Source organism: Micromonospora sp. NPDC047730 (assembly GCF_043204765.1).
Classification (GTDB): Bacteria; Actinomycetota; Actinomycetes; order Mycobacteriales; family Micromonosporaceae; genus Micromonospora.
Map to the genome: position 1 here is coordinate 266,276 of NZ_JBIDCU010000003.1, position 20,128 is coordinate 286,403.

16 protein-coding genes and 2 pseudogenes are annotated in these 20,128 nt (G+C 75.8%); 4 read left to right on the forward strand and 14 right to left on the reverse strand.

Going from position 1 to position 20,128, the window contains the following annotated elements:
* Positions 1–8: 8 nt before the first annotated feature.
* Positions 9–818, reverse strand: a complete 810-nt coding sequence (locus ACGF5G_RS10535; protein WP_393261145.1) for an Fpg/Nei family DNA glycosylase — start codon at positions 816–818, stop codon at positions 9–11.
* Between the two features lie 138 nt (positions 819–956).
* Here ACGF5G_RS10535 and ACGF5G_RS10540 point away from each other — a divergent pair, with 138 nt between their 5' ends.
* The 3 genes from ACGF5G_RS10540 (at position 957) to rocD (ending at position 4,148) form a co-directional block, all read left to right on the forward strand.
* Complete coding sequence (locus ACGF5G_RS10540) at positions 957–1,754, forward strand: thrombospondin (protein ID WP_393261148.1); 798 nt, start codon at positions 957–959, stop codon at positions 1,752–1,754.
* A 367-nt stretch (positions 1,755–2,121) separates the two neighbouring features.
* Positions 2,122–2,937: a dimethylargininase gene (ddaH, locus tag ACGF5G_RS10545; protein ID WP_393261672.1), complete on the forward strand. Its 816-nt coding sequence runs from the start codon at positions 2,122–2,124 to the stop codon at positions 2,935–2,937.
* Positions 2,934–4,148 (forward strand): ornithine--oxo-acid transaminase, encoded by a 1,215-nt coding sequence (rocD, locus tag ACGF5G_RS10550; RefSeq protein WP_357698084.1) that lies wholly within the window; start codon positions 2,934–2,936, stop codon positions 4,146–4,148. Before ddaH ends, rocD begins: the two co-directional genes overlap by 4 nt.
* 62 nt (positions 4,149–4,210) lie before the next feature.
* Here rocD and ACGF5G_RS10555 read toward each other — a convergent pair whose 3' ends face one another.
* Together ACGF5G_RS10555 and ACGF5G_RS10560 are read right to left on the reverse strand one after the other, a co-directional pair.
* On the reverse strand, positions 4,211–5,356 hold the full coding sequence (locus ACGF5G_RS10555; protein WP_393261151.1) for an FHA domain-containing protein: 1,146 nt from the start codon (positions 5,354–5,356) through the stop codon (positions 4,211–4,213).
* Complete coding sequence (locus ACGF5G_RS10560) at positions 5,353–5,646, reverse strand: 4a-hydroxytetrahydrobiopterin dehydratase (RefSeq protein ID WP_357459411.1); 294 nt, start codon at positions 5,644–5,646, stop codon at positions 5,353–5,355. The genes ACGF5G_RS10555 and ACGF5G_RS10560 overlap by 4 nt, the downstream gene beginning before the upstream one ends.
* Positions 5,647–5,832: 186 nt before the next feature.
* Between ACGF5G_RS10560 and ACGF5G_RS10565 the strand changes: the two genes are divergently transcribed.
* Positions 5,833–6,600: a hypothetical protein gene (locus ACGF5G_RS10565; protein WP_393261154.1), complete on the forward strand. Its 768-nt coding sequence runs from the start codon at positions 5,833–5,835 to the stop codon at positions 6,598–6,600.
* A gap of 56 nt (positions 6,601–6,656) precedes the next feature.
* On the opposite strand, the gene ACGF5G_RS10570 is transcribed toward ACGF5G_RS10565, so the two are convergent.
* The 11 genes and pseudogenes from ACGF5G_RS10570 to ACGF5G_RS10620 all read right to left on the reverse strand — a co-directional run bounded on the left by ACGF5G_RS10570 (position 6,657) and on the right by ACGF5G_RS10620 (position 20,059).
* Positions 6,657–7,706: a fatty acid desaturase family protein gene (locus tag ACGF5G_RS10570; RefSeq protein WP_393261156.1), complete on the reverse strand. Its 1,050-nt coding sequence runs from the start codon at positions 7,704–7,706 to the stop codon at positions 6,657–6,659.
* 154 nt (positions 7,707–7,860) lie between these two features.
* Entirely contained in the window at positions 7,861–11,613 is a 3,753-nt protein-coding gene (locus ACGF5G_RS10575; protein WP_393261159.1) for an SCO7613 C-terminal domain-containing membrane protein, read from the reverse strand.
* A 47-nt stretch (positions 11,614–11,660) separates the two neighbouring features.
* A complete protein-coding gene (gene cutA / locus ACGF5G_RS10580; protein WP_350703705.1) occupies positions 11,661–11,981 on the reverse strand; it encodes a divalent-cation tolerance protein CutA in 321 nt (106 codons plus the stop codon).
* 9 nt (positions 11,982–11,990) lie between these two features.
* A complete protein-coding gene (locus tag ACGF5G_RS10585) occupies positions 11,991–13,007 on the reverse strand; it encodes a 1-acyl-sn-glycerol-3-phosphate acyltransferase (protein WP_393261161.1) in 1,017 nt (338 codons plus the stop codon).
* Positions 13,007–13,840: a patatin-like phospholipase family protein gene (locus ACGF5G_RS10590; protein WP_393261163.1), complete on the reverse strand. Its 834-nt coding sequence runs from the start codon at positions 13,838–13,840 to the stop codon at positions 13,007–13,009. The genes ACGF5G_RS10585 and ACGF5G_RS10590 overlap by 1 nt, the downstream gene beginning before the upstream one ends.
* A gap of 125 nt (positions 13,841–13,965) precedes the next feature.
* Complete coding sequence (locus ACGF5G_RS10595; protein WP_393261675.1) at positions 13,966–15,027, reverse strand: glycosyltransferase family 4 protein; 1,062 nt, start codon at positions 15,025–15,027, stop codon at positions 13,966–13,968.
* Between the two features lie 187 nt (positions 15,028–15,214).
* A complete protein-coding gene (locus ACGF5G_RS10600) occupies positions 15,215–15,886 on the reverse strand; it encodes a BON domain-containing protein (RefSeq protein ID WP_393261166.1) in 672 nt (223 codons plus the stop codon).
* Positions 15,887–16,059: 173 nt separating this feature from the next.
* Positions 16,060–17,739 carry a S1C family serine protease gene (locus tag ACGF5G_RS10605; RefSeq protein ID WP_393261169.1) on the reverse strand — a complete coding sequence of 560 codons (1,680 nt, stop codon included), beginning with the start codon at positions 17,737–17,739 and terminating at the stop codon, positions 16,060–16,062.
* A gap of 62 nt (positions 17,740–17,801) precedes the next feature.
* A pseudogene (locus ACGF5G_RS10610) lies at positions 17,802–19,013 on the reverse strand (ATP-binding protein); the annotation flags it as partial.
* Between the two features lie 182 nt (positions 19,014–19,195).
* Positions 19,196–19,361: pseudogene (locus tag ACGF5G_RS10615) on the reverse strand (two-component sensor histidine kinase); the annotation flags it as partial.
* On the reverse strand, positions 19,358–20,059 hold the full coding sequence (locus tag ACGF5G_RS10620) for a response regulator transcription factor (RefSeq protein ID WP_091103329.1): 702 nt from the start codon (positions 20,057–20,059) through the stop codon (positions 19,358–19,360). The pseudogene ACGF5G_RS10615 and the gene ACGF5G_RS10620, both read right to left, overlap by 4 nt.
* Between the last annotated feature and the right edge of the window lie 69 nt (positions 20,060–20,128).

The window sequence follows — 20,128 nt, forward strand, 5'->3', positions numbered from 1 at the left end:
GGCGGGCGTCAGGCCGGTTGGCAGGTGGGGCACCAGTAGAGGTTGCGGCCGGCCAGCTCGCCCCGGCCCACGGGCGTGCCGCAGACGTGGCAGGGCGCGCCGGGGCGGCGGTAGACGTACACCTCGCCGCCGTGCCGGTCGACCCGGGCGGCGCGGCCCATCGCCTCGGGCAGGTGCGCGTCGCGGACGGTGTCGATCCGGCCGCGCGTGACGGCGAGCCGCATCAGCGTCACCAGGTCGGCCCAGAGTGCGTCCCAGCCGGCGCGGGGCAGCCGCCGCCCGGGCAGCGTCGGCGGCAGCCCGGCCCGGAACAACGCCTCGGTGACGAAGATCAGCCCGGTGCCGGCCACCACCGACTGGTCCAGCAGCAGCGCAGCCAGCGGCGTGGGGCTGCGGGAGATCCGGGCGTACGCCCGGTCGGGGTCGGCGTCGGCGCGCAACGGGTCGGGGCCGAGCCGGCCGCGCAGCGCCGCCACCTCGGGTGGGGTGAGCAGTTCGCAGGCGGTCGGGCCGCGCAGGTCGAGCCAGTGCCGGTCGCTGGTCAGCCGCAGTCGCACCTGGCCGACCGGCTCCGGCGGTTCCCCCGCGCCGTCGGTGAACCTGCCGTAGAGCCCGAGATGGACGTGCAGCGTCAGCTCGCCGGCGTGGTGGTGCAGCAGGTGCTTGCCGTACGCCTCGGTGGCCTCCAGCACGGTGCCGGTGAGCCGGGCCGCGCCCTCGGCGAAGCGGCCCTGCGGGCTGGCGGCGTGCGGCTTGTCGCCGGCGAACAGCTCGGCGTGCCGCGCGGCGAGTCGGTGGATGGTGTGTCCCTCAGGCACGACGGCAACGGTAGCCGGGACGGGGCCGGGGCCGACGCGGCCGGGTGTCGCGGAGGTCGCGGCTGGGTACCTCGGGTTCGTTACCGCGCGGGCGCCACCCGCTCCATCGGCCGCCGCGCATTCATCAGGAGGTGTGGTGTGGTCAAGATTCCTTCCCTGTCGCGCCGGACGGAGCCGGCGCCGACGGACGACGACGCGATCGGCCGGGACCGGGCCGAGGACACGGGCCGGGCCGACCGCCCGGTGGTGACCGACCGGGAGAGCGACCAGGCGACCTACCGCAGCAGCGCCGCGGCCGGAGCCGACGGTCGGGCGACCGGACCCGGCGGGCGGGGCGGCGACGCCGAGCGGCGGGCGGCCGAGCGCGCCGCCGTCGCGCGGGCGGCCACCGCCCGGCCGGCCGACGACGACACCCGGCGCAACCCCCGGATCATCGACGCGGACCCGGCCCTCGAACGGACCGTCGACGGCCGGACGGTCGACCTGGACCGGGACGCGGCGGCGGCGCGGGCCGCCGGGCCGGACCGGGATCTCCCGGTGGACCACCCCGTCGACCGGGACGGCGACGGCGTCGCCGACCGCGCCCCGGAGCGGCCGGTGGTCGCCCGCCCGAAGCCCCGGGCCAGCCTGCTCGCCACGCTCGGCCTGGTCGTCGGCGTCGCCGGCGCCCTCTTCGTGCTCACCGGCACCCTCGCCGGGTACGGCATCGGGCTCGGTGCGGTCGGTGCGGTCCTCGCCGTGCTGGGTCTCGTGGCCACCCGACGCCGGCACATCGCGGGCAAGACCGACGCCCTGTTGGGCATCGCGTTCGGCCTCGGCGCGGTGGTCCTGGGCGTGCTCGCGATGACCGGCCGGTTCGACTGGCCGACCACCGACGGCGACTGGGTGGGGCGCCTGCGGGAGTGGCTCGACTCACAGTTTGCGGACCGCTTGTAGCGGGCACTGTCGGGCTCGCCGGCGGTGCGCCGGCAGTGCCGGTGGTTCATCGGCGACGCCCGACCAGCCTGGTGGTTCACCAGCCGGGCACATCCTTTCGGGGGCGGCGGTTCGCCGCCCCCGAAGTGCGTCCGGGGTCGGGGATCCGGGCGGCCGACGGACGAACGGGCGGCGACCGCGACCCTCTCCCGCCAGGACGCAACGATTCGACGGCGGCGCGGTCTCATACGCAACGATCCTCCGCCCCACGCAACCATCACCGGTGGATCCTGTCGGCCCGGCCCGCATAGCGTTGACGGACGGCGCCAGCCCCGTGGGTCGAAGATGGCCGGGGCGCGCCCGACCCCCTGGGAGCAGGACAATGACGATGGACGCCACCAGCCAGCGCTTCCTGATGTGCCGGCCGACGTACTTCGCCGTCGACTACGCGATCAACCCGTGGATGGACCCGACGGCCCCGGTCGACGCCGACCTCGCCGTCCGGCAGTGGGAGCAGCTGCGCCAGATCTACCGGGACCTGGGCCACACCGTCGAGGAGATCACTCCGGTGCCCGGGCTGCCCGACATGGTCTTCGCCGCCAACGGCGGCACGGTGATCGACGGCAAGGCGATGGCCGTGCAGTTCCGCGACCCGCAGCGCGCCGACGAGGCCCCCGCGTACCGTGCCTGGTTCGAGGCCGCCGGCTTCGAGCTGCACGACCCGAAGCACGTCAACGAGGGCGAGGGCGACATCCTCCTGGCCGGCGACTTCCTGCTGGCCGGCACCGGCTTCCGCACCGCGCACGCCTCGCACGCGCAGCTCCAGGAGGTCTTCGGCTACCCGGTGGTCACCATGCAACTGGTCGACCCGCGCTTCTACCACCTGGACACCGCGCTCACCGTGCTCGACGAGCGGACCGTGGCCTACCTGCCGGAGGCGTTCTCGCCCGGCAGCCGGGCCGTGCTGCGCCGGCTCTTCCCGGACGCGGTGCACGCCACCCTGGCCGACGCCGAGGTCTTCGGGCTGAACGCGGTCAGCGACGGCCGGCACGTGGTGCTGCCCGCACAGGCCATCGGCCTGGCCGCGAAGCTGCGCGACCGGGGCTACGAGACCATCGGCGTCGACCTGTCCGAGCTGCGGAAGGCCGGCGGCGGGCCGAAGTGCTGCACGTTGCGACTCCGTCAGGGAAAGGCGAGCAAGTGATCGAGGACATGCTGCGGACGCCGGAGGCGGTCCGCGACGCGGAGCGGTGGACCGCGCACAACTACCACCCGCTGCCGGTGGTCATTTCCTCCGCCGAGGGCTCCTGGCTGACCGACGTGGACGGCCGGCGCTACCTCGACTGCCTGGCCGGCTACTCGGCACTGAACTTCGGGCACCGGCACCCGCAGCTCGTCGCGGCCGCGCACGCGCAGCTCGACAAGCTGACCCTCACCAGCCGGGCGTTCATCCACGACCAGTTCGCCGACTTCTGCCGGGAGCTGGCCGAGCTCTGCGGCAAGGACCTCGTACTGCCGATGAACACCGGCGCCGAGGCGGTGGAGACCGGCATCAAGGTGGCCCGGAAGTGGGGCTACCAGGTCAAGGGCGTGACGCCGGGCCAAGCCAACATCGTGGTCGCCGAGGGGAACTTCCACGGCCGCACGACCACCATCGTCAGCTTCTCCACCGATGAGGACGCCCGCGCCGACTTCGGGCCGTACACGCCGGGCTTCACGGTCGTGCCCTACGGCGACCTGGACGCGCTGACCGCCGCCATCGACGAGAACACCGTCGCGGTGCTGCTCGAGCCCATCCAGGGCGAGCAGGGCGTCGTCGTGCCACCGGAGGGCTACCTGCCGGGCGTACGCCGGGTCTGCACCGAGCGGAACGTGCTCTTCGTCGCCGACGAGATCCAGTCCGGCCTGGGCCGCACCGGCGCCACCTTCGCCTGCGAGCACGAGGGCGTCGTGCCGGACATGTACCTGCTCGGCAAGGCGCTGGGCGGTGGCATCGTGCCGGTCTCCGCGGTGGCCGCGAACTCCGACGTGCTGGGTGTGCTGAAGCCGGGCCAGCACGGCTCGACCTTCGGCGGCAACCCGCTGGCCTGCGCGGTCGCCACCGAGGTGGTCCGGCTGCTGGCCACCGGCGAGTTCCAGCGCCGCTCGACCGAGCTGGGCGCCCGGCTGCACGCCGGCCTCCAGTCGCTGGTCGGCAAGGGCCTGGTCGCCGTGCGGGGCCGCGGACTGTGGGCGGGGCTGGACATCGACCCGGCGCTGATGAGCGGCCGGGAGGCCTGTGAGCGGCTCGCCGAGCGCGGCGTGCTGGCCAAGGACACCCACGGCTCCACCATCCGGCTCGCCCCGCCGCTGGTGATCACCGAAGAGGAGATCGACCACGCGGTGGCCCAGCTCGCCGCCGTGCTGGCCGGCTGACCCCGTACGACAGCGGCGGGCGTCGGGACACGGTCCCGGCGCCCGCCGTCGTTTCCCGGCAGTCAGCGGGGCAGGCGCATCGCCATCGTGGGGGCCTCGGCCATCACCGAGTTCGGCGTGTACGGCGCGCCGGCGGGAAGCTCGCCGGGCCGGCCGATCTGCACCCCCGGGTAGAGCTCGACCATGTCGCCCTCGGCCACCACCCGCGACTGCTTCGGCGCCAGCGGGACGCGGTCGCTCTCCGCCATCGACCCGCCCGGCCGGATGCCGGAGCCGTTGGTGCTCACGTCGGTCACGATCACCTCGCCGACCCGCAGCTCGAACCGGAGGTGGCTGCGGCTGATCCAACGGCGCGCCTCGTCGTTGAGCCACTGGCCGAGCACGATCCCGCCGGCCTGGTCGGGCGCCCGGCCGACCAGCGCCGGCTGGTCCTCGGTGAGCACGAAGCGGCGCCGGATCAGCCCGCCGACGCGCACGGCCAGGACCTCGCTGCGCGGTCGCGGACCGGCGTCGCCGAGCCGGGCGCCGTGCCGCGGGCAGGTGGGCGCGCCACCGCGCAGGGAGGGCGGAGGCTGGGCGGCGGGGCTGCGCTCCACCCGGGCCAGGTCGGCGAAGGATCCGCCGCCCCCGCCGCCGAAGAGCGCGCAGCCCGGCTCCGGGCAGCGCCACTGCCGGGAGAGCAGCTTCACGCCGGCCGGCGACCGGTCGCCGGCGACCGGGGTGTGCCCGCCGCCGACGTGGGCGACGAAGGCCGGCCCGCCGGCGCCCGGCACCGGGGCCAGCACGCGGCCGGGCTGCTCGACCAGCCACGGGTAGCGCCCGCGCAGGCCGTCCGTCCGCACCCGGGTGAGCACCGGCAGCCCGAGCAGGTCGGCCACCTCCAGCATCCGGTCGCCCGGGTTGTCGAGCACCTCGACCAGCCCGTCGTCGGCCCACCGGCGGACCACCATCCGCTCGTTGGAGGTGAGGTCGGCGTCGGAGAGCAGCGCCCGGTGGACGACCGCGTAGACGGGGACGCTGTCCTCCTCCAGCTCCCGGGCGAGGGCGTCGATCACCATGCCGAGGCGGAGCAGGCTGGCCGGCCGGCCGCCGTCGAGGTCCTGGTAGCGGATCACCTCGGCCAGGTCGAGGACGGCCCGGGCCAGCGACGGGTCGGTGCAGACCCGCCCCTCGATGGCGTCGAGCACCTTGCTGATCTCGAATCTCATCGGACGCTCCCCACGATCTCGTCGATCCGCCGGGCCAGTTCCAGATCACGCCGGGTGACCCCGCGCGCCGAGTGCGTCACGCAGCGGAACGTCAGGGTGCGCCAGCGGATGTCGATGTCGGGGTGGTGGTCCAGCTCCTCCGCCGTCACGGCGACCCGGTCGACGACCGCGATGGCCTCCGGGAAACTGGCCAGCTCCACGGTGCGGGTGATCCCGGTCGGGTCTCCCGACCAGCCCGTCAGCCCGCCCAGCTCGTCTCGCACCGCCTCGGCGGTGAGCACGTCTGCCATGGGGAGACCCTACCGGGAGGGGTCGGAACGACGCCGACCAGCGGCGGGAGGTGTGTCCCACCCGGCGGGCGGCCGGACGGGACATAGATCCGCGGCTGTGGCCGGCGGACGTTAGGCTGACCGGCGGCCCGGCCGGGCCGCGACCGGCGTCGCCCCCGGCCCACCCTGCCAGAGGAGATTCTCAGCATGAACACTCGACGGCTGGCGACCACGGGGGTCGCTATCGTCGCCGCGCTCAGCCTCGGTCTCACCGGGTGCGGCACGAAGACGGACGCGGACGCTCCGGCCGGCAACGGCACCGGCGCGGCACCCGCCAGCTCGGCCCCGGCGGACGCCCGCGCCGAGCTGACCGCCGCCGCGCAGAAGCTCAACCAGCAGAGCGTCCGGATGGTACTGAAGTCGGCGGTCGTCAACGGCAGCGGCGTGATGGACCCGGCCACCAAGACCGGCGACATGACGATGAAGCTGGGCGCGGAGGGCACCTTCCGGATCCTGCTGCTCGGCGACGACGCCTACCTGAAGATCACCGGTATGCAGGGGATGCCGAAGAAGTGGCTGCACATGGACACCACCAAGCTCGGTAAGAGCGGCCAGTTCAACCTGATGCCCGAGGGCGACCCGGGCGGCGCGAAGCAGATGATCGAGAGCGTGGTGGACGTCGAGAAGACCGGCACCGGCAGCTACGCCGGCACCCTCGACTACACCCGCACGAAGGCCGACGACCCGTCCATCAAGGCCCTCGGCGAGAAGGCCAAGGCCGTCCCGTTCACCGCCAAGGTGGACGACCAGGGCCGGCTCGTCGAGTTCGCCATCGACACCAGCGTGCTGCACGAGTCGCTGGGCATGATGACCACCACCTACTCGGACTTCGGCGCCCCGGTCACCGTGAAGAAGCCCGCCGCGAGCGAGACGCAGGAGGCCCCGCAGGAGCTGATCGAGTCCATGGGGTCCTGAGCCCGACCGCACGGAGGCGGGGGCGGCGCCGGACGGCGCCGCCCCCGCCGCGCGTCTCAGCCGCGCAGCGGCCGGCCCACCTCGTGCAGGTGCGCGAGCGCCTGGCGGTACGACTCCACCAGCCCCGTCTCGGCGTACGGGATGCCCCGCTCGACGCAGTACGCGCGCACGATCGGCTGGGCCCGGCGCAGGTTCGCCCGCGGCATGTTCGGGAACAGGTGGTGCTCGATCTGGTAGTTAAGCCCGCCGAGCGCGACGTCGACGAACCGGCCACCCCGGACGTTGCGGGAGGTCAGCACCTGCTTGCGCAGGAAGTCGAGCTCGTCGTCGGCGGTCGGCATCGGCATCCCCTTGTGGTTGGGGGCGAACGAGCAGCCCATGTAGAGGCCCCAGAGCCCCTGGTGGACGGCGACGAACAGCAGCGCCTTGCCCGGGGACATCGCCAGCAGCAGCCCGCCGAGGTAGCCCACCGCGTGCAGGCCCAGCAGCAGCGCCTCCACCCTCCGGTGCCGCATCGGGGTGCGGAACCCGCCGTCCGGCTCCCGCCCGACGACCGCCTGCACGCTCGCCACGTGCAGGGCGAGCCCCTCCAGCAGCAGCATCGGGAAGAACAGCCACGCCTGCCGACGGGCGAGCCAGCGGTTGACGCCGCGCGTCGCGGCGGCCTGCTCGTACGTCCAGACCAGCGCGCCCGCCCCGACGTCCGGGTCCTCGTCCTCGTGGTTCGGGTTGGCGTGGTGCCGGTTGTGCTTGTCGACCCACCAGCCGTAGCTGAGCCCCACCGCCAGGTTGCCGGTGAGCAGGCCCACCGCCTCGCTCGGCCCGCGCCGGCGGAACATCTGCCGGTGGCCGGCGTCATGGCCGAGGAACGCGACCTGCGTGGTGGCGACGGCCAGGAACACGGCGACCAGGAGCTGCGCCCACGAGTCCCCGACCAGCCCGACCGCGGCCCAGCCCGCCGCGAAGACGCCCAGGGTGAGCACGATCCGCGTCACGTACCGGCCCGGGCGCCGCTCCAGCAGCCCCGCCCCGCTGATCCGTCGGGACAACTGCGAGTAGTCACTGCCCCGCCGTACCGGCGGGTCTGCCACCGCTGCGAGCACCATTGCGGCTCCCGTTCCTCGATCCCGGATACCGCGCCGGCCGGCGCGCCCCTGCCGTCCAGTCTCCCGAGAACGGTTGCGCTGAGTAACCCTGTCCACCCCCCGGCCGGGGGTAGGGCCTGCCCTACCCCCGGCCGGCGGGCGCGGACCCCGGCGGTCAGCCCATCCGGCCGACGGCGGCCCGGAGCCGGGCCAGGTCCCGCCGCCGGCGCTCGTACGTGGCGGCGAGACCGATCAGCGCGAACCCGCCGACGGCCAGGAAGATCCACCGGGGCAGCAGGTCCCACCCGCGGACCAGCTCGTGCAGCGCGAGCAGCGCCAGGGTCACCCCGCCGAGCAGCACCGGCGCCTGCCAGCGACGGGTCGCCCCGGCGAGCACCGTGCCGAGCGCGGCGGCCCCCAGCAGCAGCCGCCGCCACGGCTGGGGATCCGGCGCCACCAGCACCGACACCAGGCTCGGCAGCAGCGCGGCCGCGAGCCCCGGGCCGAGCGCCAGCCAACTGGTCAGCCCGGGCCGGGTGCGCAGCGCCGCCACGCCCGCCCCGAGGGCCAGCACCGCCGCCGGCACCGTGTACGCCTCCAGGACCGCCACTCCCCCGGCGGCCAGCAGCAGCCAGCCGCCGAGCAGCTCGCTGCCGCCGGCGATGCCCGCGAACGCCCAGCGGCGGCCCGCCGGCTCGCCCGGGCGCAGCACCCGCAGCGCGACGGCGGCGCCCCACAGCACGCAGACCGCCGCCGCGTGCCGGAGCGCCCCGACCGCGAGCAGCAGCGCGACCAGCGCCACCGCCTGGGCGGCCGCGTCCAGCACCGCCGCCGGGGTGGACGCTTGGCGGGCCGGGGCGGCCCCGACCGGCGCCCGCTGGCCGCCGAGCAGCGCGGCGGCGGCCAGCGTGAGCACCGCGACGGCGAGCACGCTGAACGCGGCCGTCCGCAGCGGCAGCCCGCCGGCCAGCGGCGCGGTGACCGCGAGGCCGGTCGCGGCGGCGACCGCGACCAGGCGACCAACGAGCCGGACGTCGTCCCGGCGGGCGGCCACACCGACCACGGCCGCCGCCACCACCAGCACGCCCAGGCCGGCGAGCGTGCCCGCCCTGGTGGCCAACAGCCCGAGCAGCCCGGAGGCGGTCAACGCCAACCCGACCGGCGCCCCGACCGGGGCGAGCAGCGGGCGCGGCGCGGCCAACGCGGCGACCAGCACCGCGACCACCCCGACGGCCAGCGTGGCGGCCGGCGCCACCGGCCACGGCGCGCCGACGGCGACCAGCAGCACCGGCAGGGCGGTCGCCGCGAACGGCAGCGCGACGAGCGCGGCCGGCCACCACCCGCCGCGCGCCGACGCTCCGCCGGCGCCTGGCATGCCGGCACCGGACCCGAACGCACCCGGCGTACCGGCACCGGCCCCGGCGGCGCCGAACCTGCCGGCACCGCCCCCGGCGGCGCCGGCCCTGCCGGCACCGGGCCCGACCGCGCCCGGGACAGCTCGGTCGGGCCGCGCCGCCAGCAGCGCGGCCACCGCCAGCGCGGCCAGCGCCACGCCGGCCGGGAACGCCTCCGGGACGGGCTCGACCGCGGGCGCCCCGGACCAGGGCGACACCCCGCCGTACGGGGCGAGGAGCACCGTCAACGCCACCGGCGCGGCGGCGGCGAGGGAGATCACCAGCAGCCCGACGCCGGCCACCCGCAGGACCGTGTCGGAGCGCGTCGCACCGCTCAGCGTCACCAGCAGGACCGCCACGGCGGCGTAGAGCGCCACCGATTCGTCGGCCGGTACGACCACCGGCGCCAACCCGACCAGCGCGACCGCCACGGCGAGCCCGACGGAGGCGTACGTCCGCAGGTCGGGCCAGTGCCGGCGGACCGCGAGCAGCCCGACCGGCAGCACCGCGACGGCGGCCAGCGCCGCCCGCGCCTGCCACCAGGCCGGCGCTCCGGCCGCGATCAGGGCGACGGCCGCGACGGCCGGCACCGCGGGCGACGCGACGGCCAGGGACACCCCGGCGATCCCGCGCTGGACGGCCGTGCCGCGCCGCCCGGCGGCGGCCACGGCGAGCCCGGCGGCCAGGACCACCGCGAGCGCCGCCCCCGCCCCGCCGGGGGCGGCGAGCCCCACCAGCAGCCCGTGCCCGAGCAGGAGGGCTCCGGACGCCGCCGCCGTCACCGCCGTCCAGGACCGGGTGCCGGGCCGCCCCACCCCGACGGCCAGCAGGCCCACCCCCGCCGCCAGGTCCAGGGCCACCACGGCGGGCCACGGCGACGGCCAGCCGGCGGGCACGGCGAGCACGGTGGCCGCCACGCCGAACGCGGCCAGCGCCGGCCGGGCGGCCCGGGGCAGCAGCAGCCCCAGGGCCGCCAGGGTCAGCGCGATCACCACCGGCAACTGCCAACCCCGGGCGATGTCCGGCCCGGCGGCGGCGCCGTGCCACGGCGGCAGCGACCGACCGACCGCCCCGCCGGCGAGCACCACGGCTCCCAGCACGGCGAGCTGGGCGGTCCCGCCGGCCACCAGCAGCGCGCCGACCCGGGGACCGGTCCGCCAGCCGGCGGGCAGCAGCCGCACCGCGCCGGCCAGCGCCACCACGACCAGCGCCGTGAGCACCGGTGCCGTCCCCAGCTCCGCGACGGGGCGGACGACCGCCCCGGCCAGCACCGGCACCAGCAGCCCGGCGGCGACGGCGCGGAACACCCGACCGCCGGTGAACACCGCCGCGCCGAGCAACGTCAGCGCCACCAGCAGCAGCGGGCCCCCGGCCAGCAGCGGGGTGCCGGCGGCCCGGCCGAGGGCCAGCGGCACCAGCGCGCAGCTCGCGGCCACGGCCAGCGCGCCGGCGTACCCGATCCAGGCGACGACGCGCCCGGCGATGACCACCGGACGCTCCCCCGATCCGCCCCCCGCACCGGGTGGCGCGACGGCCGGACCGGGCGGCGCGACCGCCGGCCCCGGCACCGCCGGCGTGGGCGCCCCGGGCCCGGGTGCCGCGACCGTCGGTGACCCGTCGGCCGGGGTCGCGGCGCCGCCCGCCGGGCCGCCCCGAGGGCGCAGCGCGACCAGCACCGCCAGGTCGAGCAGCGCCACCCCGACGAAGACCACCGCCCAGCCGGCGGCGTCCGGCCGGGCCGCGACGGCGAGCAGGGGCAGCACCGGATGCGCGGTCACCAGGGCCGCGAACCACGGCACGGTCAGCCCGCTGAGCCGGGCGTAGCCGGCCGCGACCGCCGCGCCGGCCCCCCCGACCAGCGCGGCGTAGCGGGTGCCGGGCCAGCCGGCCACCCCGAACAGGTCCACCGTCCAGGCGGCATACCCGTCGAGGAGCACCAGCAGCAGCCCCACCGCGGCGAAGGTCTCCGCCGTGCCGCGCAGCCCCCGCCGCACCGCCACCAGCGGCGCGGCCAGGGCGAGCGCGGTGAACGCGGCCAGGATCAGGGCCCGGCCGGCGACCCCGACCGCCGCCCAGGCGACCGCCGTGAAGACCACCGCCGCGGTGCCCAGCAGCAGTCCGCCGAGGACGAAGAGCAGGCTCTGGACCGTCCGGGTCGAGGTCTCCGCCCCGCCGACGGCGGCCGGCGCGGGAATGGGCGCGACCGGCCCCCCGGCGGGCCACGCCGGCGCCGGGCGGGCCGGCGCGAACGCCGGGACGGCGGCGGGAGCCGGACGCGCGGCGGGGCCCGGGAACTCCGCCCGGATCGCGGCGGCCAGCTCCGCCCGGCGCCGCCGGCTCGCCGCCAGCCGGTCGACGAGCCCCTGGTACGCCGCGCGGGCCCGCTCGACCTCGCCGCCGAGCGCGACGATCTCCCGGTCGAGCCGGATCACCTCGGCGGCGGCCGGGTACGGCGGTCGCCCGCAACCGGAGCAGCCGGAGCCGAGGGAGGCCGGTGCGCCGCAGGCGGGACAGGGGTAACCGGTGTTCTGCACCCGGCCATTGTCGGCCGGCTCCCGTCACCGCCCCAGAGTGCGCGTACTCAGGGCCGGGTGTGCTCGTGCACCCAGGCGGCGTACGCGGGGTCGCCGCTGTCCACCCGGGTCACCAGGATCTCCGGCACCTCGTACGGATGGCTGGCGCGGATCTGCTCCACCAGCGCGGCGGCCCGGTCCGGCGCGGTCTTGAACTGCACCGACCACTCGGTGCTGGTCTCCACCCCGGAACGCCACCAGTAGGTGCTGTCCACCTGGCCGCCCACCTGCGCGCAGGCCGCCAGCCGCCCGGCGACGGCCGCGGCCGCCAGCACGTCGGCGACCGACCGCGCGTCCACCACCGTCGTCACCACGCAGATCTGGTCCACCAGCGCACCCTACGCGGCGCCGTCCCGATTGGCCGCGATCCACTCGTCGATCCGCGCCCACCAGTCGAAGAGCCAGTCGATCCGCTCCTGCCGGCCGGTCGGCACCTCCTCGGGCGGCACCGACCAGAAGCGCATGACGATCCGCTTGTCCATCGGCAGTTCCCGCCACACGTCGGTCACGGTGAGCATCCGGTCCAGGCCGGTGTGCGCCACGAAGATCACCCCGGCGTCGGGGGCGGCGTCCAGGGCCGCGAGCAGCCCGCCGGGCTGCGGGGCGAGCACGTGCCGCATCCGTTCCGCGCGCAGCGCCATGCGCTCCAGGCCCAGCGCGCGCAGCCGCGCGATGGCCCGCAGCCGGCGGCGCGGGGTGAAGTTGCCGCCCTCCGGGAAGATCACGAAGGCGTCGTCGTCGTCCAGGCCCTCGGCCAGGTGCCCGATCTGCTCGGTCACCGAGCCCCGCCCGTCCGGACCGGGCGCGAGGAAGCGGTTGGGCAGCCGGTTGAGCAGCACGTCGATCGCCGGATCCCACTGGAGGCTGTCCTTGAGCACGATCCGCGGCTCCCGGTTGAACCAGTTCACCAGGGCGTGGATCAGGATGAACGAGTCGCCGGGGCCGGCATGCCGGCAGAGCACCAGTTCAGGCCGGCCGGGCAGGGCCGTGTCGGGATCGGTGCCCACCACGTCGATGCTCAGGTGCAGCGTCCAGCGGGCCTGCCAGAAGAGCACCCGCAGGAACCAGCCGGCGAGCACGTAGTGCGCCCGCTGGAAGGCCGGCGAGCGGGCCCGCCAGCCGAAGCCGGAGGCGACCCAGAGCCCGAAGAGCGCGAGCAGCGCCGCCGCGTCCCAGACCAGGTAGACGCAGCCGATCCAGAGCAGTCGCAGCGGCCGGAGCCGGCCCGGGACCAGCGGCGAGGCGGCCGCCGCGAGCAGCGCCCAGACCGGCAGGGTGGTCACCACCAGGAAGGCGAGCAGCACCACGCCGGGGGCCAGGAGCACCCGGCGTACCCACCGCGGCGGCAGGGGCATCAGCGCTCCACCTGGGTGGCCAGGTAGTGCCGCGAGGCCGTGTAGGCCCGGCTGATCCGCCGCCCCACCGCCGCCATGTCCCGGTACGCCCACGGCGTGTCGTCGCGCGGGTTCAGCCCGCCGGTGGGCAGCACGTGCACCTCCACCCCGTCGGGCAGGGCCGCCATCTCCCGGGCGAACCGGTGCCGCCGGGCGATCTCGAACGCGACCTGGGCGATCTCCCAGGGCCGCCGGGGCGGGCTCAGCTCCCGCTCGATCCGCCCGACCTGGAGTACGAAGATCCGCCCGGCGCCGGCGGCGACGGCCTCGCCGATCGGGATGGAGTTGACGATCCCGCCGTCGACGTAGTGCTGGTCGTCGATCCGGGCGGGCGGCAGCAGCCCCGGCACCGAGGCGGAGGCCAGCACGGCCGGCACCAGCGGACCGCTGTCGAACCAGTGCTCGGCGGCCCGTTCGATGTTCGCGGCGCAACAGCGGAACGGCACCCGGAGGTCGGCGAAGGTGGTCTCCGCGCCCAGCTCGCTCTCCAGCAGCTTGCGCAGCGGGCGGGGCGAGTGCAGGTGGGTCCGGGCGGCGAACCGGCGCAGTTGCCGGGCCACCGAGTCGCCGTACACCTCGCTCGCCTCCGGCGAGGCCCAGAGCCGGACCAGCCGGTCGGTGACCGCCTCGGACGGTTCGGCGGCGACCAGGGCGCCGTTGACCGCCCCGATCGAGGTGCCGAGCACCATGTCGGGCCGGATCCCGGCCCGGAACAGGGCCCGCAGCATGCCCACCTCGACCGCGCCGAGGACTCCCCCGCCCCCGAGCACGAACGCCACCGGTCCCCGCGCCATGGCCTCATCCTGGCACGGGCCGGAAAGCGGCCGTCCGGTGCCGGTGCCGGCCGGGCCTCGGTGCGCCGGACGGCGCGGGCTGAGCGGGCCGCCGGAGCGGGCCGGTCAGGTACGGCCGGCCACGGTCAACGCCCGGCCACCCGGGCCGGCTCCCGGACCCCGGCGGACCGGGCCGCGTCGGCGATAAAGCGGCGGTACACCTGCTCGTAGCCGGCGGCCATCTGGGCGGTGGAGAAGTTCTGCGCCACGTGCGCGACGCAGTCCGCCGGGTCGAGGCCGGGCACGGCACGCAGCGCGCTGGGCAGGTCGTCCACGCCCTCGCAGATCAGGCCCGTCACCCCGGGCCGGACGAGTTCCGGCACGGCCCCCCGGTTCAGGGCCACCACCGGGGTGCCCGTCGCCATGGCCTCCACCATCACCATGCCGAACGGCTCCTCCCACTGGATCGGCATGATCAGGCACCGGGCCTCGACCAGCAGCCGCAGCGCCTCCGCCCGGTCGGCGTCGAGCACCACGTGGACGTCCTCGCCGAGCACGGGCCGGACCGCCTCCTCGAAGTAGCGGCGTTCGGGCGGCTCGTTGCACTTGCCGGCGAGCACCAGCGGCAGGCCGGCCACCCGGCACGCCCGGATGGCGACGTCCGGGCCCTTGTCGGGGCTGAACCGGGCCAGCCAGAGCACCGGGCCGTGACTGGGCGCGGTCTTGTGCGGGATGCCCTGGACGTCCATCGCGTTGTGCACCGTGCCGACCCAGGGCAGTCGCGGGTTGAGCCGGCGCTGGGCGTGGGAGATGGCGACCAGCCCGACGCCCGGGTCGGTGTCGCTGAGCACGGCGCCGTACTCGCCCACGGGGTTGCCGTGCACGGTGGCCACGGTGGGAACCGCCCGGCGGCCGGCGACCAGCGGGCCGATCGTGGTGTGGTCGTGGACGACGTCGAAGTCGGCCGCGTCGACGAGGTGGTTGACCCGGGCCAGGTGGGCCAGCTCGGGCAGCGCCTCGCCGAGCCGCTCGTACTGCAGCTCCGGCACGGTGGAGACGAAGTCGGCGGGGGTGCCGTGCTCCTGACCCGCCCCGAACACGGTCACCGCGTGTCCCCGCTCGCTCAACGCCTCCACCAGGCCGGTCACCACCTGTTCCAGCCCGCCGTAGCCGGGCGGGGGCATCGACAGCCACGGCGGCACCACCATCGCGATCCGCAACGGCCGTTCCGCCGCCCGGTCGGTCGGCAGGTGGTTCACGGCCACGAGTCCTCCCCGTCGGTCGGTGGTGCGGGTGGGCAGCCGGCGCCGGATGCGCTCCGGCCGGTCACCCCACACGGCGGGATCGAGGACGGTTTCCCGGTGACGGCACGGCTAAACCGGACAAGCCGGGCGTTCACCCGCCCACGAGGAGGCGGTCCCGCACCGCCCGCACTCCCGCGGCGGACCAGGCCAGCCGCTCCGCCTCGTCCCGTTCCCACCAGGAACGGACCACGCCACCGAGGATCACCGTGTCCCCGTCCAGCTCGACGGTCACCCGTTCGGTGCCGATCCCCCGCAGCAGCGCCCGCTGCAGGTCGCGCCGGATCCGCTCGGCGTCCGGACGGGCGGCGGGGCGCACCTCGACCAGGTTCGTCACCCCGCGCACGCCGCGCAGCCGGCGCACCTCCCGTTCGGCGGTACGCCGCTGCCAGCCGAACTCCACCTCGCCGCGCAGCATCACCCACCCGTTGGCAACCGTGACGTCCAGCAGCTCGGCGGGGACGAAGCTGTCCCACTCCAGCGCCCGACTCACCGCGATCGCGATCTCGGCGTCCGTACGCCCCGCCTCGCCGGGCAGGCGCACCTCGATGTCGTCGGCGACCGCCCGCACCCCGCGTACGCGCTGCGCGCAGCGTTGCGCCGCCCACTTACGGGCGGAGCCGTCCACCCAACCGGTCAGCGTGACCACGCCGTCGGCGACGGTCACCCCGATGTCGTTCGGCTGCACCTGGGCGTCCCAGGCCAGCTCGTCGAGCACGTCCCGTTGGATCCGATCGTCGGTCCGGACGGCCGCTGCCGTGGTCATCGCATCCCTCCGTACGCCATCGCCGGTCTGCCACCGACGATGCCGGCCCGACGGGTGACGGCGGCTCACCCGCACCGGGCGAACCGCCGTCAGAGGAAGCGGCGGGTGACGGAGCCAACCCCCTTGGCCCCGCCACCCGCCGCCGGAGGGAGGAGGAAAGTCTCGGTTACGGGTTACGACGTCTCGGCGAGCGTCACGGTTGCGGTGGATTCGGCGCCGTTGCGCTTGTAGGTCACCGCTACCCGGTCGCCGACCTTGCCGGCCTGCACGGCGCCGACCAGGTCGTCCGAGTCGTTGACCACCGTGTCGCCGAACCGGGTGATCACGTCGCCGCGCTGGAGCCCGGCCTTCTCGGCGGCGCTGCCGGAGGTGACGGCGGCGACCAGCGCCCCGCCGCCCTCGGCGGCCGTCACGCTGACCCCGAGCGACGGGTGGCTGACCTTCTCACCCCGCTGGAGCTTGCCGGCCACGTCCTCGGCCTTGTTGCTGGGGATCGCGAAGCCGACGCCGATGTTGCCGGTGCTGCCCTGACCGGCGGTGGCGATCGCGGTGTTGATGCCGATCACCTCGCCCCGGGTGTTGACCAGCGCGCCACCGGAGTTGCCCGGGTTGATCGGCGCGTCGGTCTGGAGCAGCCCGGCGATCGAGCTGGCGCCCTGGCCCGGCTCCTGCCGCTGCTGGCCGCTGCCGGCCTGGATGGTGCGGTCGCGGGCGCTGAGGATGCCGGCGGTGACCGAGCCCTGGAGGCCCAGCGGGCTGCCGAGGGCGAGCACCTGGTCGCCAACCTGCATCGCGTCGCTGTCGCCGAACGTGGCCGGCTTCAGGTCGCTGACGCCGGCGGCCTTCACCACCGCCAGGTCGGTCTTCGGGTCGGTGCCGACGATCCGGGCCTGGACGGTCTTGCCGTCGGCGAAGACCACCCGGACGCTGTCCTGGCCGGCGGAGGCGACGACGTGGTTGTTGGTGAGCACGTAGCCGTCGGCGGTGAGGATCACGCCGGAGCCCTCGCCGCTGTCGGTGGCGATGGAGACGACGCTGGGCTGCACGGCGGCGGCGATCCGGGGCAGGTCGGCGCTGTTGATCACCGGCGCGGCGGAGTAGGTGCGGGTGATCCCGGAGTCGCCGTCCACGGCGAGCGCGAGCGCCCCGCCGGCGACGCCCGAGCCGAGCATCAGTGCGAAGACCGCGACGCCGGCGCCGGCGAGCTTGGCGATCCGGCCCGGCCGGGGGCCGACCGCCGGCGCGGGGGCCCAGGGCGGCACCGGCTGGCCCGGGTGGTGCGGGTGCTGGCCGTAGCCCACCCCCAGCTGTCCCGGCTGTCCCCCGCCGCTCCAGCCGGACTGCTGGCCGTACCACGGCGCGCCCGGGTACGGCGTGCCCTGCGGCTGGCCGGGCTGCCCGGCCGCGTGCGGGTGGCCGCCCGGTGCCTGGCCGGACACGGGGTAGGGCGGGGCGGGCGGGGCGGCCGTGGCGGGTGGGAACGGTCCCGCCGGGGTGGGCTGCCCGGCCGGGACGCCGGGGCCACGGACCGCGTCCGGGGCGGTGACGCCCTCGGGGGCGCGGGCCGGCTCCGGGGCGCGCGCTGCGACGTCGCCCGCGACCGGGGCGTCGGTGGTCCGGCCCGGCTCGGCGGTACGGAAGGCGTCGCCGCCCGTCGCTTCGGGTGCGGCCGACGCCGGGGCGGCGGATGCGGCCGCCGCCGGGGCGGCGGTGTCCCCGAGGGCGGCCGGGGCGGGGTCGGGGCGGGAGTCGGACTGCGCGCGCTCGACGCGCGGCAGCTCGGCGGTGGGGTGCGACGGCTCGGCGTCGGTGGTGGCCGGCCGGCGCTGCGGGTCGGACTCGTACTCGGTCATGGATCCACCTTCGCTCGGGCCACTGCGACCAGCCTGGAACCGGCCTGAATGTTGGCTGAAAGTCACTCGCCATCACCCTCGATGTCGGGCACGAGCGGCAGCCGGACCCGGAAGGTCGCGCCCCCGCCCGGGGTTTCGGCCACCTCGACGGTGCCGTGGTGCGCGCGCACCAGCGCCGCCACGATGGCCAGGCCGAGCCCGGTGCCGGTGTTGCCGCCGGCCCGCCGGGTACGCGCCGCGTCCACCCGGTAGAAGCGCTCGAAGACCCGCTCCGCCTGGTCCGGGGTGAGCCCGGGGCCGGTGTCAGCCACCTCCACCACGGCCAGGTTGCCCGGCTCGGCCCGCAGCCGCAGGGTCACCGAGGCGTCCGGCGGGGTGTGCGTGAGGGCGTTGGTCATCAGGTTGCCGATCACCTGACGAAGCCGGGCGTCGTCGCCGTAGACCACCAGCGGGCCGGACCCGGGCTCGATCTCCAGCTCCACCCGGCGCTCCGGCGTTACCACCCGGGCGGCCTCGACCGCGTCGCTGGCCAGCACGGGCAGCTCCACCGGGGCGAGGGCGAGCGGCCGTTCCCGGTCCAGCCGGGCCAGCAGCAGCAGGTCCTCCACCAGCAGCCCCATCCGGGCCGCCTCCTGCTCGATGCGGCGCAGCAGGTCGGCGGTCTGCTCCGGCGCGCTCGCCGCGCCCTGCCGGTACAGCTCGGCGAAGCCCCGGATGGTGGTCAGCGGCGTCCGCAGCTCGTGCGACGCGTCCGCGACGAACTGCCGCATCCGCTCCTCCGAGCGCCGGGCCCGCGCCTCGGACGCCCGCGCCGCGCCAGCCGCGTCCCGCGCCGTGGTCTCGGCGGCCCGGGCGGCGGTCTCCGAGGCGGCCCGGGCGGTGAAGGCGGCCTCGATCTGCGTCAGCATGGCGTTCAGCGCCCGGGAGAGCCGGCCCAGCTCCGAGGTCGGTACGGGTTGCCCCTCCTCCGGGTCGGGCACCCGCCGGGTGAGGTCACCGCCGGCGATGGCGGCGGCCGTACGCTCGATCTCCACCAGCGGTTTCAGGCTGGTCCGGACGATCGCCGCGCCGATCGAGGCGAGCAGGATCAGCACCGACCCGCCGACCAGCAGGTCAATCCAGATCAGCTGCTTGACGGCCTGGTCGACGTCGGTGAGGTGCTGGCCGACGGCCAGGATCTCGCCGTCGTCCAACTGGGTGTAGAGCATCCGCCAGCGAGACCTGTGGTCCTGCGCGAGCACCGTGCGCGGCTCGCCGGTCAGCGCGGCGAACCCCTTGGTGGTGCTCGGTAGCCGCGGCAGCTGTTCCGGGCGAATGTTGCGGCTGTCGTACTCGGGCGACATCACCCCGGCCGGCTGGGCCAACGAGATGATGAAGTCGCTGGGCAGCGTGGTGGTGCCTTTCTGGCCTTCCTTGTACAGGTTCAACACCGCGGCCACCGAGCCGGTGGTGCGGCTCAGTTCCTCGTCCACCTGCTCGATGAGGTAGCCCCGGAGGAAGACGGTGGTCAGCGAGCTGATCACCAGGAGGGCGGCGGCGACCAGGGCGAGCACCGCGGCGACCAGCTTCACCCGCAGCGGGACGCCGCGCAGCCATGCCTTCCCCTGGTGGACCGGGTTCACGCCGCCGGCTTGCGTAGCACGTACCCGACGCCCCGCAGGGTGTGGATCAGCCGGGGCTGGGTGTTGTCCACCTTGCGGCGCAGGTAGGAGATGTAGGACTCGACGATGTTGTCGTCGCCCCGGAAGTCGTAGTTCCACACGTGGTCGAGGATCTGCGCCTTCGACAGCACCCGGTTGGCGTTCAGCATCAGGTAGCGCAGCAGCTTGAACTCCGTCGGCGAGAGCTGCACCCGCTGGCCGGCCCGGTGCACCTCGTGGGTCTCCTCGTCCAGCTCCAGGTCGGCGAAGGTCAGCCGGGAGGGCGCCTGCTCGCCGGTGCTGGTCCGCCGCAGCACCGCCCGGATCCGGGCGGTCAGCTCCTCCAGGCTGAACGGCTTGGTGACGTAGTCGTCCCCGCCCAGGGTCAGCCCGCGGATCTTGTCGTCGGTGGCGTCGCGCGCGGTGAGGAAGACCACGGGCGTGCGCGTGCCGCCCTCGCGGAGCATCCGGATGACCTCGAAGCCGTCCAGGTCGGGCAGCATCACGTCGAGCACGACCAGGTCGGGCCGGTGGTCCTTGGCGGCGTGCAGGGCGGCGCTGCCGCTCGTCGCGGTGGCCACGTCGAAGCCCGCGAAGCGCAGGCTCGCGGAGAGCAGTTCGAGGATGTTGGGGTCGTCCTCGACGACGAGCAGTCGCGCCTCGGTCTGGGTAGCGGCCATGCGCCCATCATCCGCGCTCTCGCTGCGTCCGCGCTGGGCACTTCCTGGAAAAAGCCTGTGAGCCGACCG

Bases quoted from the DNA above. Each gene is read 5' to 3' on its own strand.
- ACGF5G_RS10560 (WP_357459411.1), bottom strand. From the start codon at position 5,646: ATGGCAGACGTGCTCACCGCCGAGGCGGTGCGAGACGAGCTGGGCGGG.
- ACGF5G_RS10600 (WP_393261166.1), bottom strand. From the start codon at position 15,886: ATGACCACGGCAGCGGCCGTCCGGACCGACGATCGGATCCAACGGGAC.
- ACGF5G_RS10595 (WP_393261675.1), bottom strand. From the start codon at position 15,027: ATGGTGGTGCCGCCGTGGCTGTCGATGCCCCCGCCCGGCTACGGCGGG.
- ACGF5G_RS10570 (WP_393261156.1), bottom strand. From the start codon at position 7,706: ATGGTGCTCGCAGCGGTGGCAGACCCGCCGGTACGGCGGGGCAGTGAC.
- ACGF5G_RS10605 (WP_393261169.1), bottom strand. From the start codon at position 17,739: ATGACCGAGTACGAGTCCGACCCGCAGCGCCGGCCGGCCACCACCGAC.
- ACGF5G_RS10590 (WP_393261163.1), bottom strand. From the start codon at position 13,840: ATGGCGCGGGGACCGGTGGCGTTCGTGCTCGGGGGCGGGGGAGTCCTC.
- ACGF5G_RS10585 (WP_393261161.1), bottom strand. From the start codon at position 13,007: ATGCCCCTGCCGCCGCGGTGGGTACGCCGGGTGCTCCTGGCCCCCGGC.
- ACGF5G_RS10555 (WP_393261151.1), bottom strand. From the start codon at position 5,356: ATGAGATTCGAGATCAGCAAGGTGCTCGACGCCATCGAGGGGCGGGTC.
- ACGF5G_RS10620 (WP_091103329.1), bottom strand. From the start codon at position 20,059: ATGGCCGCTACCCAGACCGAGGCGCGACTGCTCGTCGTCGAGGACGAC.
- ddaH (WP_393261672.1), top strand. From the start codon at position 2,122: ATGGACGCCACCAGCCAGCGCTTCCTGATGTGCCGGCCGACGTACTTC.
- ACGF5G_RS10565 (WP_393261154.1), top strand. From the start codon at position 5,833: ATGAACACTCGACGGCTGGCGACCACGGGGGTCGCTATCGTCGCCGCG.